13 protein-coding genes are annotated in these 15939 nt (G+C 68.1%); 10 read left to right on the top strand and 3 right to left on the bottom strand.

From position 1 onward, the window contains the following. Positions 1-223 precede the first annotated feature (223 nt). Both htpG and ACO07Z_RS03105 read left to right on the top strand, forming a co-directional pair. Positions 224-2128, top strand: a complete 1905-nt coding sequence (gene htpG, locus ACO07Z_RS03110) for a molecular chaperone HtpG (protein WP_421697352.1) — start codon at positions 224-226, stop codon at positions 2126-2128. Between the two features lie 60 nt (positions 2129-2188). Continuing rightward, the gene (locus ACO07Z_RS03105) at positions 2189-3478 is read left to right on the top strand and encodes a DUF763 domain-containing protein (RefSeq protein WP_421697351.1); all 1290 of its coding nucleotides are present in this window, start codon (positions 2189-2191) and stop codon (positions 3476-3478) included. Here the strand turns inward: ACO07Z_RS03105 and ACO07Z_RS03100 are convergent. Then, positions 3450-7430 (bottom strand): autotransporter domain-containing protein, encoded by a 3981-nt coding sequence (locus ACO07Z_RS03100; RefSeq protein WP_421697350.1) that lies wholly within the window; start codon positions 7428-7430, stop codon positions 3450-3452. The two genes, ACO07Z_RS03105 and ACO07Z_RS03100, sit on opposite strands and share 29 nt — an antisense overlap. Before the next feature lie 328 nt (positions 7431-7758). On the opposite strand from ACO07Z_RS03100, the gene ACO07Z_RS03095 reads away from it, so the two are divergent. From ACO07Z_RS03095 to ACO07Z_RS03075, 5 genes are read left to right on the top strand one after another with little or no spacing between them, the layout of a single operon-like run. Beyond that, positions 7759-8208, top strand: a complete 450-nt coding sequence (locus ACO07Z_RS03095) for a DUF3429 domain-containing protein (RefSeq protein ID WP_421697349.1) — start codon at positions 7759-7761, stop codon at positions 8206-8208. After that, entirely contained in the window at positions 8205-8591 is a 387-nt protein-coding gene (locus ACO07Z_RS03090) for a thiol-disulfide oxidoreductase DCC family protein (protein WP_421697348.1), read from the top strand. The genes ACO07Z_RS03095 and ACO07Z_RS03090 overlap by 4 nt, the downstream gene beginning before the upstream one ends. 8 nt (positions 8592-8599) lie before the next feature. Further along, positions 8600-9271 carry an SDR family NAD(P)-dependent oxidoreductase gene (locus tag ACO07Z_RS03085; protein ID WP_421697875.1) on the top strand — a complete coding sequence of 224 codons (672 nt, stop codon included), beginning with the start codon at positions 8600-8602 and terminating at the stop codon, positions 9269-9271. A 47-nt stretch (positions 9272-9318) separates the two neighbouring features. Beyond that, positions 9319-9489 (top strand): DUF2256 domain-containing protein, encoded by a 171-nt coding sequence (locus ACO07Z_RS03080; protein ID WP_421697347.1) that lies wholly within the window; start codon positions 9319-9321, stop codon positions 9487-9489. Continuing rightward, on the top strand, positions 9486-11012 hold the full coding sequence (locus tag ACO07Z_RS03075; RefSeq protein WP_421697346.1) for a cryptochrome/photolyase family protein: 1527 nt from the start codon (positions 9486-9488) through the stop codon (positions 11010-11012). Before ACO07Z_RS03080 ends, ACO07Z_RS03075 begins: the two co-directional genes overlap by 4 nt. 15 nt (positions 11013-11027) lie before the next feature. Here the strand turns inward: ACO07Z_RS03075 and ACO07Z_RS03070 are convergent, their stop codons facing one another. Beyond that, on the bottom strand, positions 11028-11747 hold the full coding sequence (locus ACO07Z_RS03070) for a Crp/Fnr family transcriptional regulator (protein WP_421697345.1): 720 nt from the start codon (positions 11745-11747) through the stop codon (positions 11028-11030). Positions 11748-11855: 108 nt separating this feature from the next. Beyond that, positions 11856-12092 (bottom strand): DUF6894 family protein, encoded by a 237-nt coding sequence (locus ACO07Z_RS03065; RefSeq protein ID WP_421697344.1) that lies wholly within the window; start codon positions 12090-12092, stop codon positions 11856-11858. Between the two features lie 381 nt (positions 12093-12473). On the opposite strand from ACO07Z_RS03065, the gene kaiC reads away from it, so the two are divergent. From kaiC to ACO07Z_RS03050, 3 genes are read left to right on the top strand one after another with little or no spacing between them, the layout of a single operon-like run. Continuing rightward, positions 12474-14177, top strand: a complete 1704-nt coding sequence (gene kaiC, locus ACO07Z_RS03060; protein WP_421697343.1) for a circadian clock protein KaiC — start codon at positions 12474-12476, stop codon at positions 14175-14177. Then, positions 14174-14464, top strand: coding sequence for a circadian clock KaiB family protein (locus ACO07Z_RS03055; protein WP_421697342.1), 291 nt, complete (start codon positions 14174-14176; stop codon positions 14462-14464). Before kaiC ends, ACO07Z_RS03055 begins: the two co-directional genes overlap by 4 nt. Then, positions 14461-15936 carry an HWE histidine kinase domain-containing protein gene (locus ACO07Z_RS03050; RefSeq protein WP_421697341.1) on the top strand — a complete coding sequence of 492 codons (1476 nt, stop codon included), beginning with the start codon at positions 14461-14463 and terminating at the stop codon, positions 15934-15936. The genes ACO07Z_RS03055 and ACO07Z_RS03050 overlap by 4 nt, the downstream gene beginning before the upstream one ends. The last annotated feature ends 3 nt before the right edge of the window (positions 15937-15939 follow it).

Genomic DNA, 15939 nt, shown 5'->3' with positions numbered 1-15939 from the left:
TGTCCGTTTATTCAACTGGCGGCCCTACCCTCACACCAATAATGGGTTCTACGAACATTTACATTGCAACTACTTCCATTTTGGAGCTTTCGTTCCGGTGGCTCCTCCATCGCCCCGCCGGGAGCGGCATCGTGAGGGAGCGTTGCGGAGTACCCGCCCGTCTTGATCTCTGGCGCCGGTCTTGCCATCTCAGGCGCCTCGTTCATCCATGTGACGGTTCGCCATGACCACCGAGACCTTTGAGAGCCGCCCTTTCGAGGCCGATGTTTCCCGTCTGCTGCACATGATGGTGCATTCGGTCTATTCCGACCGCGACGTGTTCCTGCGGGAGCTGATCTCCAACGCCGCCGATGCCTGCGAGAAGCTGCGCTACGAGGCGATCACCCAACCGGAACTGCTCGGCGCCGATCCCGCCCTCGCCATCACCCTCTCGGCCGATCCGGAGGCCGGCACGCTCACCATCGCCGATAACGGCATCGGCATGAGCCGCGACGAACTGATCGAGGCGCTCGGCACCATCGCCCGCTCCGGCACGCGCAGCTTCATGGACCGCATCGCCGAGACGGAAGGGAAGGAAGGCGCCAAGGAAGGCGCCACCGAAGGCACCCAGCTGATCGGCCAGTTCGGCGTCGGCTTCTATTCCGCCTTCATGGTCGCGGCGAAGGTGGATGTGGTCAGCCGCCGCGCCGGCAGCGCGGAAGCCTGGCTGTGGTCCTCCGATGGCAAGGGCGCCTTCACCGTCGCCCCCGTGGCACTGGACGAGGCCCCGGCGCGCGGCACGACGGTCACGCTCCATCTCGCCGACGACGCCAAGGCCTATGCCGAGCGCTGGACGCTGGAGCGCTTCGTCAAGGAGCAGTCCGGCCATGTGCCGGTGCCGATCCGCTTCATCGAGAAGCCCGGCGCGGAAGCGGCTGCCCTCTCCGACGGCGCGGCGCTGTGGACGCGCGCCCGCTCCGAGATTTCGCCGCAGGACTACACCGACTTCTACCGCAGCGTCGCCGGCCAGTATGACGAGCCGGCGCTCACCGTGCATTTCCGCGCCGAGGGCCGGCATGAGTATACGGCGCTGGTGTTCGTGCCCGGCGCGCGCCCCTTCGACCTGTTCGACGCCGATCGCAAGGGCCGCATCAAGCTCTATGTGAAGCGGGTCTTCATCACCGACGACGCCGAGCTGCTGCCGCGCTATCTGCGCTTCGTGCGCGGCGTGGTCGACAGCGCCGACCTGCCGCTCAATGTCTCGCGCGAGATGATCCAGGACAGCCCGCTGCTCGGCGCGATCAAGAAGGGCGTGACCAACCGGGTGATCACGGAGCTTTCCAAGCTCGCCGACACTGATGCCGAGGCGTTCGGCAAGGTGTGGGAGAATTTCGGCGCGGTGATCAAGGAAGGTCTGTATGAGGATTTCGAGCGCCGCGAGCAGCTGCTGAACCTCGCCCGCTTCAAGACCACCGCCTCCGGCGAGGGCACGCGCAGCCTCAAGGACTACGCCGCCGGCCTGAAGGAGAACCAGACCGCGATCTATTACATCGCCGGCGACGACGCGGCGCGCATCGCCCATTCTCCGCATCTCGAAGGCTTTCGCGCGCGCGGCATCGAGGTGCTGCTGCTGGCCGATCCCGTCGACGCCTTCTGGGTGGCGAACGGCCTCGATTATGAGGGCAAGCCGTTCAAGTCGATCACACAGGGCGCCGCCGATCTCGGGCTGATTCCGCTCCTGGACACGCAGGCCGCGCCGGTCGACACGGCGAGCGAGGAGGTGACGGCCCTCATCGCCGCGCTGAAGGCCGAGCTGGGCGAGGAGGTCGCCGATGTGCGCCCCTCCGACCGCCTCACTGACAGCGCCGTCTGCCTCGTCGCCTCGGAAAGCGGACCGGACCGGCAATATGAGCGCTTCCTCGCCGCGTCCGGGCGCCTCGGCAGCGCGGCCAAGCCGATCCTGGAAATCAACCCGCGCCACGCCATGATCGTCGGTCTCGCCGGCAGCACGGACGCCGCCACGCGGGCGGATGCCGCGCATCTGCTGCTCGACACGGCGCGCGTGCTCGATGGCGAGCGGCCAAGCGATGCCGCCGCTTTCTCGGAACGGCTGTTCCGGCTGCTGGCGCGCGGCCTCGGCACGGCCTAACCGTCGTTACTGCCCCAACCATCGCTTCCGGCTAGGCTGGGACATCGAATCGAGAGAGCCATGTCCCGCCGCACCGGAAGCGCCGACCTTCCTCTTCACACCGGCCGGGTTCCGCCCTGGCTGGCGGAGCGGATGACTATACTCGGCGCGGTCATCAGCGAGGCCATCGTCCATCACTATGGCCGCGACGAGCTGCTGCGCCGACTGGCGCATCCTTTCTGGTTCCAGTCCTTCGGCGCCGTCATGGGCATGGACTGGCACTCCTCCGGCATCACCACCAGCGTCATCGGTGCGCTCAAGCGCGGCCTGCAGCCGCTCGCCGGCGAGCTGGGCATCCATGTCTGTGGCGGGCGCGGCCGGCATTCGCGCCAGACGCCGCAGGAGCTGATGACTGTGGGCGAGCGCACCGGCTGCGACGGCGAGGCGTTGGGAAAGGCGAGCCGCCTCGTCGCCAAGATCGACAGCGCCGCCGTGCAGGACGGCTTCGACCTCTATCTCCACGGGTTCATCGTCACCGATGACGGGCATTGGGTGGTGGTGCAGCAGGGGATGAACGACGTCTCCCGGCAGGCGCGGCGCTATCACTGGCTCTCGGAGGGGCTGAAGGGCTTTCTCGACGACCCGCATGCCGCCGTCGACGGTCCGCCGCAGGGCAACATCGTCAACCTCGCCGATGCCCGCGCCGCACGCTCTCGCAGCGGCCAGCTGGACCTGCTGGAGAGCCTCGGCCCCGACGGCATCGCCCGCGCTTACGCGGGTCTCGACGGGGCGGCAGCACCCACCACGCCCCCCAGCACCCAGCTGGAGCTGCCGCACCTCATTCTGCCAGCGCATCACGAGGTGCGCGCCAAGGACGTGGTGCTGCCGCGCCTGCAGGCGGCGCTGGCGGCGGCGGCGGATCGCGGCCCCGAAGATTTCACCGATCTGCTGCTGGTGCCGGGCGTCGGCGCCCGCACGGTGGAAGCGCTCGCTCTGGTGGCGGAAGTGGTGCACGGGGCGCCGTGCCGTTTCTCCGATCCCGCGCGCTTTTCCTATGCGCATGGCGGCAAGGACCGGCATCCCTTTCCGGTGCCGCTCAAGGTCTATGACCACACCATCGCGGTGATGAAAGCGGCGGTGCGCAAGGCCAAGCTCGGGCAGTCGGAGGAGCTGGCCGCCATCCGCCGGCTCGACGAGCAGGCGCGCCAGATCGAGCGCGTCGCCGACGGGCGCGACTGGGACGCCATCGTCGCTGACGAACTCGACTCGTCGCCCCGCTATGGCGGGCGCAGCGTGTTCGGCGCGGAAGAAGAACTCCGCGCCGCGCCCGCCCGCTCCGGCTTCAGAACTTCAGCGAGAACTGGGCGGTGAAGGCGTTTTGCGAGGCGTCACCCGCGAGCTGGCCGGCATAGGTGGCACCGATCTGCGCGGTGGGCGAGAGCGCGTAGCTGAGCCCTGCTTCCAGCAGCAGCGCATTCTCCGCCACCGGCACGCCCGACACGCTGAACGGCGTCAGCCCACCGGCGAACTGCATGGTCGAGTTCGGCGTCACATCGCCGAAGGCATGCTGCCAGCCCAGCGTCGCATAGGGGGTCAGCGTGCGCCCGCCGACTTCCAGCGTGGTGGCCAGCCGCACGCCGAGCGTGGAATAGAACGTGCTCATCTCGTCGGTCGAGACGGACAGCGCCGCCGCCCCGCCCTGCTCACCCAGCGAGGCGCCCGACACATTGACATAGGCGAGGCCGAGGAACGGCTCGAAGGCGATGGCGCCCACTTCGACATCATAGCCGATCTCGCCGAAGACCTGCGCCGTGCCGGTCGTGTCGCTGCCCTTCAGCGACTCGGCGAAGCCCGGGAACACCACGCTGCGCGACATCGTCAGGTCGTGCCAGGTGTAGGCGGCGCCGCCGCGCAGCGCCACGGCGCCGAACTGCGCCCCGGCATAGAGGCCGAGATCGTAATTATTCGCCGAGCCCGACGAGGAACGCCCGTCGACATCGAAGGTCGAGCGGCTATAGCCGCCGAACAGGCCGGCGCGGGCATTGTCCGCCACCGACACATCCGCGCCCATGAGGAAGCCGCCGAGGGTGTTGGAAATGCTGGCGGCGTTGCCATTGGACCAGGTGTTGCCCCAGCCGCCATAGCCCTGCGCCCACAGGGTCGGCGTGTAGCCCTCCGCCAGTTGCGCCTTCACCGGGCCGGGACCATAGGCGAGCGGGGAGACGCCCGGCGCGGTCAGCGCCTGGCGCAGCCGCCCGCTCACCGCGTCGCGGACATAGATCGACTGCTGCTGCAGCACGCTGCTCACCGAGGCATAGGCCTCGCCCGACAGCGCGTCGAAGGCGGCGGGCACGGCGTTTTCCGGCAGTTGCAGCAGCGCGTCATAGATCGCATTGCCGTTCCCCAGCGCCTGCGCCGCCACGGCGGTGCTGAACTGGTTCGGCGTGCGGGCATAGGAGGCGAAGCTGGCGTCGTTGGTGGTCAGCAGCAGATAGACATTGGTCGGGTCGTATTCGAGCGCAGCGTCAAGGAAGGCGTAATTCTCGGTCACGCTGCCGAAGGTGCCGGTGACGCCGCCCGCCGCGGTGATGATGGCGTAACGGCTGTCCGCCGCATATTTGCCGGGCGCGGCGACGAGCTCCACCTTGGCGCCCGGATCGATGTCCACGAGCCCGCTGGCAATAACGAGATCATGCTCCCCGGACGGGGTCACATCCACGCGGTAGGTGGAATCAACGGTAAAGCTGAGGCTGGAAACATTGATCTGGCCCGGGGAATTGCCGGGCGCCAGCGTTCCGCCGGGGTTGATGGCGACGATGTTGACCGTGCCGTTGCCGCTGAGGACCGAGCCATCGTCGACCGTCAAGGTGTTGGCGCCGGCGAACTGGTCGCCGGCCAGGTGCAGCGTCGCCCCGTTCTGCACCGACACATAGCTGTCGATACCGGTGGCACCGGTATAGGTGAACGTACCGCCGCCGCTGAAGGCCACCACCGTCCCCGCCGAAGCGGTGATATTATTGGCGATCGTGGTGCTGTTTGACCGGTTGAAGACCAGCATGCTCAACCCGTCGACCGTGATATCCCCCGCCACCGAGCCGGTGGTGCCGCCGGCGCCGATATAGAGAGAGGCCCCGTTGACCTCGGTCGTCCCGGTATAGGTATTGTCTCCGCTCAACGTGAACTCGCCACCGCCAATCACCGTCACGCCGCCCGTGCCTTCGATGACACCTGCGAAGCTGGTGGCCGCCGTCACGTCCGCCGAGAGGGTCTTCGCGCCGAGGACGATCCGGCTGTCCGCCTCGGTGCTGGCGAGGTTCCTGATCCGTGCGCCATTTTTGGTGCCCGAAATGTCCAGCGTCGCCTTCCCTAGCGTGACACTCCTGGCGTCGTTGAGACTGCCCTGATTCACCAGCGCCACCGTGCCGGCTTCGATGGTGACGGCGCCGTCGTATTTCGTGTTGTTTTTGGTAAGGACCAGCGTGCCGGCCCCGCTCTTGGTCAAGGTGCCGCTGCCGTTGAGCCCGCTTTCGATCGTCAGCGTCTTGTCGGCGGCGACGGAGAAGGTGCCGCCCAACTCGCCGGCATCATTGCCAAGGGTGAAGCCGCGCGAGGTGGTGAGGGTTTCGGTTACAGCCAGCGTGCCGCCCTCCATCGCGACCGCCGCCGAGACATCGCCGAGGCTTTTGTCGTCGCTGATCGAGAGCGTGCCTTCCCGGAGCGTCCAGGGAACCGTGCTGGCGGAGAGGTCACCGGTCAGGGTCCAGGTCGAGGTGCCGCTCTTCACCAGCAGGCCGAAACCGCCGGAGAAGCCGCCCAGCGTCGTGGCGTCAATGGTCACATTGTTGGTGCCGCCAAGGATGAGCGTGTCGGCATTGCCAAAATGGGTGATGCCGCCGAGGAGATCGGCGAGGTCACCCTCCCCATCGCCGCGCAGTTCGAGCGAGTTGGTGCCTGTACCAAAAGAGATGGCGGCGGCGCGGGTCGTTCCGTCCCCGCCGAGGCCGCCCTGCACGGTGACGGCGCCGTCGAGGATGATCTTGGAATTGGTGGCCGCGATGCCGACACCGCCGGCACCATCGATAAAGGACGGGTCCGCCACCCCCCCGGCACCACCGGAAACGGTGGCGCCGCTGGCGACGGTGATCGTGGAGGTGTAGGCGAGGACACCGGTGCCGCCATCGCCAGCCGCGGCGTTGAAGCCCTGAGTGAGGGTGCCGCCAGCGCCGCCCGTCACATTCGCGTTGATGTTGAGAATGGAGGTCCCGGATTCAGCGAGATCAGCCCCGTTGCCGGCGAAGATACCGATCCCCCCCGATCCGGCTTTGAACGCGAATGCGTTGTCGGCCGCGCCGCCCGCACCGCCAGACACGGCCGCGTTTACATTTATTGTGGACGTGCCGAAGCCTGCGACGGTTTGGACATAGAGCCCCATTCCGCCTTGGCCACCCTGATAACCGCCCGAGATAACGTCACCGCCGGCTCCGCCGGTCGCTGTGCCCTGCAACGTCAGAACCGCCGGACTGAACGACTGATTGGTGAAGACCAGGCCCGCGCCGCCCGCCCCTCCTGCCGCGATGTCATACGCGTCAGCACCCAAACCGGCATCACCACCGACACCGCCGCTGGCTGAGCCTGTGGCGGCGAAGGTCACATTGGCGTCTTCGTCAAGGATCTGAAGCACGAGGCCGGCGCCGCCACCGCCGCCAAAGCCACCATTTGTACCCCCGCCACCGGCGCCGCCGGCGCCGCCGGAGAACACGGCACCGATGGTCGTGGCTCCGCCGCCAACCGAGACCACCGCGCCGAAGCCGCCGCCACCGCCGCCACCGCCGCCGCCACCGCCATCGCCGCCCTTCCCGCCCGCGCCGCCTGTGAAGCTGCTGGACGGGTTATCGACGCCGGCCGCAGTGCCGACATAGCCGTGTGCAGCACCGCCACCACCGCCACCGGCTGCCGCACCATCCCCTCCGGCGCCGCCATTGGCGCCGGGTCCGGTTCCACCGATACCGGCAGTCCCGCCGCCCTCATCGCCGCCGCCGACGCCGCCCTGGCCGCCGCTGGAACCGGCGCCGCCGCCGCCGCCACCCTCCGTCCCGTTAAGTGATCCATCCGACCCGGAGCCGCCTGCCGTCGTATAACCAGCCTTGCCGCCCGCGGTGCCTTCGCCGCCCTTGCCGCCATCGCCGCCGATGTTGAGGTCCAGCGCGCCAGCCGACGCGGTGAGCATCAGCAGCGCGGCGGAGGTGAGCAGCGTGGCGCGCAGGCCGGACACCGCTCGACCGGACGAAGGGCCGGGCGTGGCAACGACAATTGACGGACGCATGGGCACCCCAGCCTAAAACCTACCGACGGAGCGACGGTATCTTTGTACGATTCCACGCTGGGGCACCTGCTCACAACACCGCAGCAGGCCGTTCGTTGTATTTCCGAGTGTAAGCGAGCGGGGCGTGTTCTTTCAGCCACGTTTCTACAGCTTGCGGCCGGCAGAAGGGGCAGCCTCTTCGGGCGCGGCCGACGGCAGCACGGCGCTTCACCACGTCCACGCACGCGGCGTCTGCGAGCCCTCCGCCAGATGCCGATTCGGCGCCGGCGTGGTGCCCCCTTGGGGCGTCTCGCTGATCCAGACCCCACCGCCCGGCGTAAAGCCTGCGATGCCCGACGCATGCACCCTATCCCCCGCGCAACGACCCGCCCTCATCGCGGCCTGGCTGCTGGCCGGGGCCGGCACCCTGCCCTTTCTCGCCGGTGCCGTAGATGTCGTTTTGCGCAACGGGGAATGGCTCGGCGCGGTGCAGATCTATGGCGCCGTCATCGCCTCCTTCGTCTGCGGCATTCACTGGGGCGCGGCGCTGGTCGCGGCCGAGGGGCTCGCGCTGCGGCTGTTTCTCATCAGCAACATCGCCGCTTTGCTCGGCTGGGTAGCGGCGCTGCTGCCGGCCGGGCCGGGCTTTCTGCTGCTCGCCGTGCTCTTTGCCGCCCTCCTATTGGTCGACCGTCATCTGTGGCGGGCGAGGCTGTGGCCGCTGTGGTTCTGGCGCCTGCGAGGCATCATCACCGCCGTCGTGGTCGGCGCCTGCCTGGTGATCGGGGCGGTGGCATGAGCGCGCGCGCCGCACCCGCCACCGTCACAGTCACCGTCTGGTACGATTCCGCCTGCCCGCTGTGCCGGCGCGAGATCGCCCTGATGCGGCGGCTCGACCGGCGCGGACGCATCGCCTTCGTCGATCTCGACACCGCCGCAACCTGCCCGACCGACCGCGCGACGATGCTGGCACGGCTGCACGCCCGCGAAGATGGCGAGCTGCGTTCCGGCGCCGCCGCCTTCGCCGCCATGTGGCGGCAGATTCCGCTGCTGCGGCCGCTCGGCCTCGCGGCGCGGCATCCATGGGTGCTCACCGTGCTGGAGCGCGCCTATCTCGGCTTCCTGCGGCTGCGCCCACTTCTGCAACGCCTCGCCCGGCGGCTGGAAGGCGCGCCCCGGTGAGCCGCGCCGTGGTGATCGGCGCCTCGGGCGGTATCGGCGCGGCGCTGGCGCAGGCACTGCGGGACCAGGGGGCGTTCCAGGCGGTCATCGCCCTGTCGCGCCGCTCCACCCCCGCGCTCGACCTGTGCGAAGAGGCCTCCATCGCCCACGCCGCCGCCCATGTGGCGCAGCTCGGGGCCCCCACGCTCATCATCGACGCCACCGGCCTGCTGTCCGACGCGACGCTGCAACCGGAAAAGGCGCTGAAGACGCTCGACCCGGCGGCGATGGCGCGCGCCTTCGCCATCAACGCCATCGGGCCGGCCCTGCTGATGAAGCATTTCCTGCCACTGCTGCCGCGCGACGCGCCCGCGGTGTTCGCGACACTGTCGGCCAAGGTCGGCAGCATCGGCGATAACCGGCTGGGCGGCTGGTACAGCTACCGCGCCTCCAAGGCGGCACTGAACCAGCTGGTGCGCACCGCCGCGATCGAGCTGGCGCGCACCCATCGGCAGGCGGTGTGCGTCGCGCTTCATCCGGGAACGGTGGAGACGCCGCTGTCGCGGCCCTTCGCCAAAGTGGGGCTGCAGCCGCTGACGCCTGAGACGGCGGCGCGGGAGCTTCTCGCCGGGCTGGCACGGCTGGGACCTGCCGATAGCGGCGGCTTCTTCGACCGGCACGGCGCGCCCTTGCCCTTCTGAGCCCCACCCCGACACTGCCCCTCGCGGCCGCAGGAGACGACGACGCCATGGCGCGCATGCGCAAGAAGGCCGATCTGCCCACCAAGCCGTGCCGCGCCTGCGGCCGGCCCTTCGCCTGGCGGCGCAAATGGGCGCGCGACTGGGAGCGGGTGCTCTACTGCTCCGACCGCTGCCGCGCCACCGGGGCCAGCGGCCGCGCCAAGGAGGACCGCGCATGAGCGGGCATCTGCGCTTCGTGCTCGGCGACCAGCTGACCCGGGAGGTCTCCTCGCTCGCCGATCTCGACCCCGCCCGCGACATCGTGCTGATGGTCGAGGTAGAGGCCGAAGCCCGCTATGTCCCGCATCACAAGCAGAAGATCGCCTTTCTGCTCGCCGCCATGCGCCATTTTGCCGAGGCGCTGCGCGCGGAGGGGATACGGGTCGACTATGTCCGGCTCGATGAGACCGGCAACACGCAGAGCTTCACCGGGGAACTCGCCCGCGCGGTCGAGCGCCACGCCCCCGCCTCGGTGATCGTCACCGAGCCCGGCGAATGGCGGGTGCGGGAGATGATGGCCGACTGGGCCGAGACCCTGCCGGTGCCGGTGCATATCCGCGAGGATGACCGCTTCTTCTGCTCGCATGCGCTGTTCGCGGCGCTGGGCCGGGCGCGCAAGACCGGGCGGATGGAGTTCTTCTATCGCGAGATGCGCCGGCGCACCGGCCTTCTCATGCGGGGTGACGCACCGGAAGGCGGCCAGTGGAACTTCGACCCGGAGAACAGACGGGCGCTGCCGCGCGGCCTTCGCGTTCCGCCGCGCCGGCGCTTCGCCCCGGATACGCTGACGCGCGAAGTGATCGATCTCGTCGCCGCGCGCTTCGGCGGGCATTTCGGCGATCTCGCACCTTTCGGCTGGGCGGTGACGCGGGCGGACGCGCTGCGGGCGCTCGACCATTTCATCGAGGACACGCTGCCCGGCTTCGGCGACTATCAGGACGCGATGAAGGCGGGCGAGGACTTCCTGTTCCACAGCCTGATCTCGCCCTATCTCAATTGTGGCCTGCTCACGGGTCGTGAGGTCTGCACCCGCGCGGAGGAGGCCTTTCGCAGCGGCGCGGCGCCGATCAACGCGGTGGAAGGCTTCATCCGCCAGATCCTCGGCTGGCGCGAATTCGTGCGCGGCCTCTATTGGGCGGAGATGCCGGCCTATGCCGGCAGCAACCATCTGGGCGCCACACGCGACCTGCCGGCGATGTACTGGACCGGCGAAACGCCGATGCGCTGCATGGCCGACTGCATCGGCGCCACCCGCCGCCACGCCTATGCCCACCATATCCAGCGGCTGATGGTCACCGGCAACTTTGCTCTGCTCGCCGGGGTGGCGCCGGCGCAGATCGAGGAATGGTACCTCGCCGTCTATGCCGACGCCTTTGAGTGGGTGGAACTGCCCAATGTGCATGGCATGGTGATGCATGCCGATGGCGGGCGACTGGGCTCCAAGCCCTATGCCGCCTCCGGCGCCTATATCGACCGCATGTCGGATTACTGCAGCGGCTGCACCTTCGACCCCGCGATCAAGCGCGGCCCGGGCGCCTGCCCGTTCAACTATCTCTACTGGAACTTCCTGATCGAGAACGAGAACACGCTCTCGTCCAATCCGCGCCTGGCCATGCCCTATCGCACGCTGGCGCGCATGCCGGCGGAGCAGCGGGCGGAGATCGTCGCCGACGCCACAGCCTTTCTCGCCAGCCTGCCGTGAACAGGCGCGGCGGCGTCAGTCGTCAAGGTGCAGATAGGTGGCGTCGAAATCGGCGACCGCGCACAGGCGGTCCCAGTCGAGGATGGTCAGCCGCTTGTTGCTAAGCTGGATCAGCTTGTCCGCCCGCAGCTTCTGCAGCGTGCGGTTGACATGAACGACGGAAATGCCGGCGGCATCGCCGAGTTCGGCCTGGGTCATCGGCCATTCGCAGGAATTCTGCTCGGTCAGACCGACGGCGTTGAGGCGGAGGAAGAGTTCGCAGAACAGATGCGCGAGCCGCGCATCGGCGCTGCGCTGCCCGACCGTCGCCACCCATTCACGGTAGATCGCCGCGTCCACCAATGTCGCGCGCCACAGCGCGGAGGCGAGGCGCGGATGGTCGTTGCACAATTGCTGCAAGGCTTCGTGCGCCACCAGCGCGACCGTGCACGGCGTCACCGTGTCGAAGGCGATGTCCATCACCTTTAGATGCAGGCTCTGCAGGTCGGGAATATCGCCCGGCACATAGAAGGAAGCGATCTGCCGCCGCCCCTCGCCGAGATGCTTGGACGCGCAGATGAAGCCGTCGAGCAGCACGAAGCAGCGCTTGGGTCGGTCGCCCTCGCGCACCAGATGGTGGCCGGCGCGGAAGGAGGCGATCTGCACCGGGAGCCGGCGCAGCACCTCCTGCTCCTCCGGCGTGAAGCGCCGCCCATAGTCGAGCTTGCGCAGCACATGGTCGGAATTGGCGATCATTGTAGCTTCCACCATGCCGGGCGGAAGCTCCGCACTTTCAGCCATCGGCTCGCCCTCTACGCGGCAGAAGTCGGGTGTACTATTACATAGGCTAATCGGGCGCGTTACCTAGGCCTCGCCGTCCCCCAGGCGCTGCCGGGTGCGGATGGTAATGGCGAGCAGAACCGCCCCCGTGGCGTCGCGCACCGTCATCTCGAATTCGCCCGGCACGGGAAGCGACCCGTCCAGATCCCGCAGGATTTCGCCCGTCGTCGCCACCGCCTGCCCCCATGCCGCGGCCTCATCGGGCAGGTCGACAAGCGCGGGAGCGGTTTCTCCCGTCCAATGGAAAGCGAATTTCGGCACGGCGGACCCGCTCTCGACCGATGGATATCTGGGGACAAACGCCGGGGTGGCGCGGGCGTTCCCGCTGACATCCCCGCCGCCTCGCCCCGTCTCCGCCGTCGATTATCCTGTGTTAATGAGCCGGGCCGGCGTTTCTGATCTTGGTGAAGGGTGACATTCGCCGATTCCGCGCTCGGGGCAGGCTCAACACAGGCGGGGTAATGCCAGGCTCGGAAGGCTTCCTGTTCGCACTGCCGTCAGACACCGACGCCAGGTCAAAGCCGGGCCTCGCGTGCGGGGGCTATGGCAAAAGTACTGGTGCGCAGCAGTGCTCGGCCCTTGGCACGCGGCGCTGCCCTTGCGATGTTTCGCGCGGCTCCCACCGGTTGCGATCATAAGCCCATGGCCTCGTCCCTCGGAATTGCGAAATCGCTCACCGGCATAACGGGCTTTGATGAACTCACTCATGGCGGACTTCCCACCGGCCGTCCGGCGCTGGTGTGCGGCTCGGCCGGCTGTGGCAAGACCCTGTTCGCCTCCACCTTCCTGCTCAACGGGGCCCGCAGCTTCGGCGAGCCCGGCCTGTTCGTGACCTTCGAGGAGCGTCCCGCCGACATCGTCGACAATGTCGCCTCGCTCGGCTTCGACATGGGCGAACTGGTCGACGCGCAGAAAATCGCCTTCGAGCATATCGCCATCGACCCCTCGGAGTTCGCGGAGGCGGGCGAGTACGATCTCGAAGGGATTTTCCTGCGGCTCGAACTCGCCATTGATTCGATCGGCGCCCGCCGCGTGGTGCTCGACACCATCGAGAGCCTGTTCTCGGCCTTTTCCAATCCGGCCATCCTGCGCGCCGAAATTCGGCGGCTGTTCGACTGGCTGAAGGAAAAGGGCATGACTACGGTCATCACCGCCGAGCGCGGCGATGGCACGCTGACGCGCCAGGGGCTGGAAGAATATGTCTCGGACTGCGTGATCCTGCTCGATCACCGGGTGCAGAACCAGATTTCGACGCGGCGCATGCGCATCGTCAAATATCGCGGCACGGCGCATGGCACGAACGAATACCCGTTCCTGATCGATGAGGAAGGCTTCAGCGTCCTGCCCGTTTCCGCGCTGGGACTGAACCACAAGGCGCTCGAGGAGCGCATCTCCAGCGGCATTCCCGATCTCGACGCCATGATGTCCGGCGGCGGCTTCCACCGCGGCTCGTCCATCCTGCTCTCCGGCGTCGCCGGCTCCGGCAAGTCCTCGGTGGCGGCGAGCTTCATCGATGCCACCTGCCGGGCCGGGCAGCGGGCGATCTATTTCTCCTTCGAGGAATCGGCCGATCAGGCGGTGCGCAACATGCGTTCGGTCGGCACCGATGTCGGCCACTGGCTGGCCACCGGCAGCCTGAAATTCGTCGCCGCGCGGCCGACCTTCTACAGCCTGGAAATGCATCTCGCGGTGATGCTGCGCGAGATCTTGCGCTTCGGCCCGGCGACGGTGGTGCTCGACCCGATCTCCGCCTTCATGGAAAGCGGCGACCCGTTCGAGGTGCAGGCCATGCTGCTGCGCATGGTCGACTTCCTGAAGAATCGTGGCATCACCGGCATCTTCACCCATCTCATGCACGGCCAGGACGGCACCGCCGCCACCGATGCCGGCCTGTCTTCGCTGATGGACGGCTGGATCCTGCTGCTCAACCGCGAGGCCGGCGGCGAGTTCAACCGCGAGCTTTACCTGCTCAAGGCGCGCGGCATGGCCCATTCCAACCAGGTGCGCGAATTCGTCATGACGGATCACGGCATCCGGCTGTTGCCGCCCTATCTCGGCGTCAACGGCGCCCTCACCGGCTCCGCCCGCAAGCAGGAAGAAGCCCGCGCCCGGCAGGACGAGACCCGGCGCCTGGCGGAAGTCGACCGGCTGCGCCAGCAGATCGAGCAGCGCCGCCGGCGCACGGCGGCGCAGATGGAAGCGCTGCGCGCCGATCTCGAAGCCGATGAGGCGGACCTCAGCGCCCTGCTGCGGGCGGAAGAAGACTATCTGCGCTCACGCGCGGAAAACCAGGCTGCACTCATGGCAAGCCGCAAGGCCCAAGCGCGGGGAGATGTATCGACATGACCGAGGAACCGGCGCGCCCGCGCAAGCTTATTCTGTACGTCGCCGGCCAGACGCCCAAGTCACTGGCGGCGATCTCCAATCTGCAACGCATCTGTGCCGAGAAGGCACCGGGCCGGTACGAGGTCGAAGTGGTGGACCTGAAGAAGAACCCGGAACTGGCCAAGGCGCACAGCATCGTCGCCATTCCGACCCTGGTGCGCGAACTCCCCGTCCCGATCCGCAAGATCATCGGCGACCTCTCCGATGAGCAGAAGGTGCTGGTCCACTTAAGGATCGGTGACGAATGAACGCGCCCGCGGACGACGCCAGCGCCGTCATCGCCGAACTGGAACGGCGTCTGGCGGAGGCCGAGGAGACCCTCGCCGCCATCCGCCTCGGCGAGGTCGACGCGCTCGTGGTGCGCGGGGCGCATGCGGACGAAATCTTTACCATCGAGGGCGAAGCCGGCTATCGCGACTTCATGGAGGCGATGGACCCTGGCGCGGTCGCGCTCGACAGCCATGGCCATGTGCTCTACGCGACCCAGCGCGTCGCCACCCTGCTCGGCGTGCCGCTCGACCAGCTGCAGGGCCGCCATTTCAGCGAAACGCTGAGCACGGAGAACAGCGCCCGCTTCGAAGCCCTGCTCGCCGCCGCGGCCGCCGGCCAGCCCGTGGCCGGCGCGCGCTTTGCCGGGCGCAGCGACAGCCATTTCGACATCTCCATCGGCGCGATGCGGATCGGCACCGTGTCCGGCTATGCCGTGACCTTCACCGATGTGACCGAGCGGGTGCGCTCCGAAGTGGCGGAGCAGAATGAGCGCATCGCCCGCGCGGTCATCGCCTCGGCCAATGAGGCGGTGCTGGTGTGCGACCGCGCCGGCATCGTCACCCATGCCAATGCGGCGGCAGCGGGCGTGCATGACGGGGAACTGGTCGGCCACCGCTTCGCCGATGTCGTCACCCTGGTGTTTCCGGGCGCCACCGGGCTGATGCAGAGCGAGGACTTCATCGCCCTCGCGCTTTCCGGCACCCCGGTGCAGGGCATCGAGGCCGTCGCGCCGCAGGCGCCGAAGGTGAAGGACTATCTGGTCAGCATCGCACCGCTGCGCGTGGTCGGCGACCAGATCAGCGGCTGCGTCATCACCATGGTCGACCTCTCCCAGCGCAAGGCCGCCGAGCAGCAGCAATTGCTGCTGATGGCCGAGCTCGACCATCGGGTGAAGAACACGCTCGCCCTCGTGCAGTCGATCAGCAGCCGCACCCTCTCGGCCGAGGACACGCTGGAAGGCTATCAGGTCGCCTTTTCCGGCCGGCTGCAGGCGCTCGCCGCCACGCATAATCTGCTGGCGGTGCGGTCCTGGTCGAACCTGCAGATCGGCGATCTCTTGGCCGCCGAACTCGCGCCCTATCTCGATCACGGCGCCGACCGCATCGCGGCGGAAGGGCTGACCTTCTCCGTGGTGCCGCGCGCCGCCGTGGCGCTGGGGCTCATCCTGCACGAGCTCACCACCAATGCGGTGAAGTATGGCGCCTTGTCGAACGATCAGGGCAAGGTGACGGTGTTCGCCGCCGAGCGCGCTTCGGAGGATGCGCCCTTCATCATCGAATGGCGCGAGAGTGGCGGGCCGCCGGTCGGCGTACCGACGCGCCGGGGCTTCGGCCGCACGGTGATCAGCCACAGCCTGCGTTATTCCGCCACCGGCAGCGCCGAGCTGAATTTCGAGCCCGGCGGCGTGCATTGCCGCATCGTCGTGCCACACGAAGACGTGGTGATCTGACAC

The sequence above is a fragment of the Ancylobacter sp. genome, from assembly GCF_965229075.1.
In the GTDB taxonomy this organism is placed as follows: domain Bacteria; phylum Pseudomonadota; class Alphaproteobacteria; order Rhizobiales; family Xanthobacteraceae; genus Ancylobacter.
The sequence above is the reverse complement of the archived record's forward strand: the minus strand, read 5'-3'. Positions and strand labels throughout refer to the sequence as shown.

Bases quoted from the DNA above. Each gene is read 5' to 3' on its own strand.
- ACO07Z_RS03055 (WP_421697342.1), top strand. From the start codon at position 14,174: ATGACCGAGGAACCGGCGCGCCCGCGCAAGCTTATTCTGTACGTCGCC.
- ACO07Z_RS03100 (WP_421697350.1), bottom strand. From the start codon at position 7,430: ATGCGTCCGTCAATTGTCGTTGCCACGCCCGGCCCTTCGTCCGGTCGA.
- ACO07Z_RS03105 (WP_421697351.1), top strand. From the start codon at position 2,189: ATGTCCCGCCGCACCGGAAGCGCCGACCTTCCTCTTCACACCGGCCGG.
- ACO07Z_RS03090 (WP_421697348.1), top strand. From the start codon at position 8,205: ATGAGCGCGCGCGCCGCACCCGCCACCGTCACAGTCACCGTCTGGTAC.
- ACO07Z_RS03095 (WP_421697349.1), top strand. From the start codon at position 7,759: ATGCCCGACGCATGCACCCTATCCCCCGCGCAACGACCCGCCCTCATC.
- ACO07Z_RS03075 (WP_421697346.1), top strand. From the start codon at position 9,486: ATGAGCGGGCATCTGCGCTTCGTGCTCGGCGACCAGCTGACCCGGGAG.
- kaiC (WP_421697343.1), top strand. From the start codon at position 12,474: ATGGCCTCGTCCCTCGGAATTGCGAAATCGCTCACCGGCATAACGGGC.
- ACO07Z_RS03080 (WP_421697347.1), top strand. From the start codon at position 9,319: ATGGCGCGCATGCGCAAGAAGGCCGATCTGCCCACCAAGCCGTGCCGC.
- ACO07Z_RS03070 (WP_421697345.1), bottom strand. From the start codon at position 11,747: ATGATCGCCAATTCCGACCATGTGCTGCGCAAGCTCGACTATGGGCGG.
- htpG (WP_421697352.1), top strand. From the start codon at position 224: ATGACCACCGAGACCTTTGAGAGCCGCCCTTTCGAGGCCGATGTTTCC.
- ACO07Z_RS03050 (WP_421697341.1), top strand. From the start codon at position 14,461: ATGAACGCGCCCGCGGACGACGCCAGCGCCGTCATCGCCGAACTGGAA.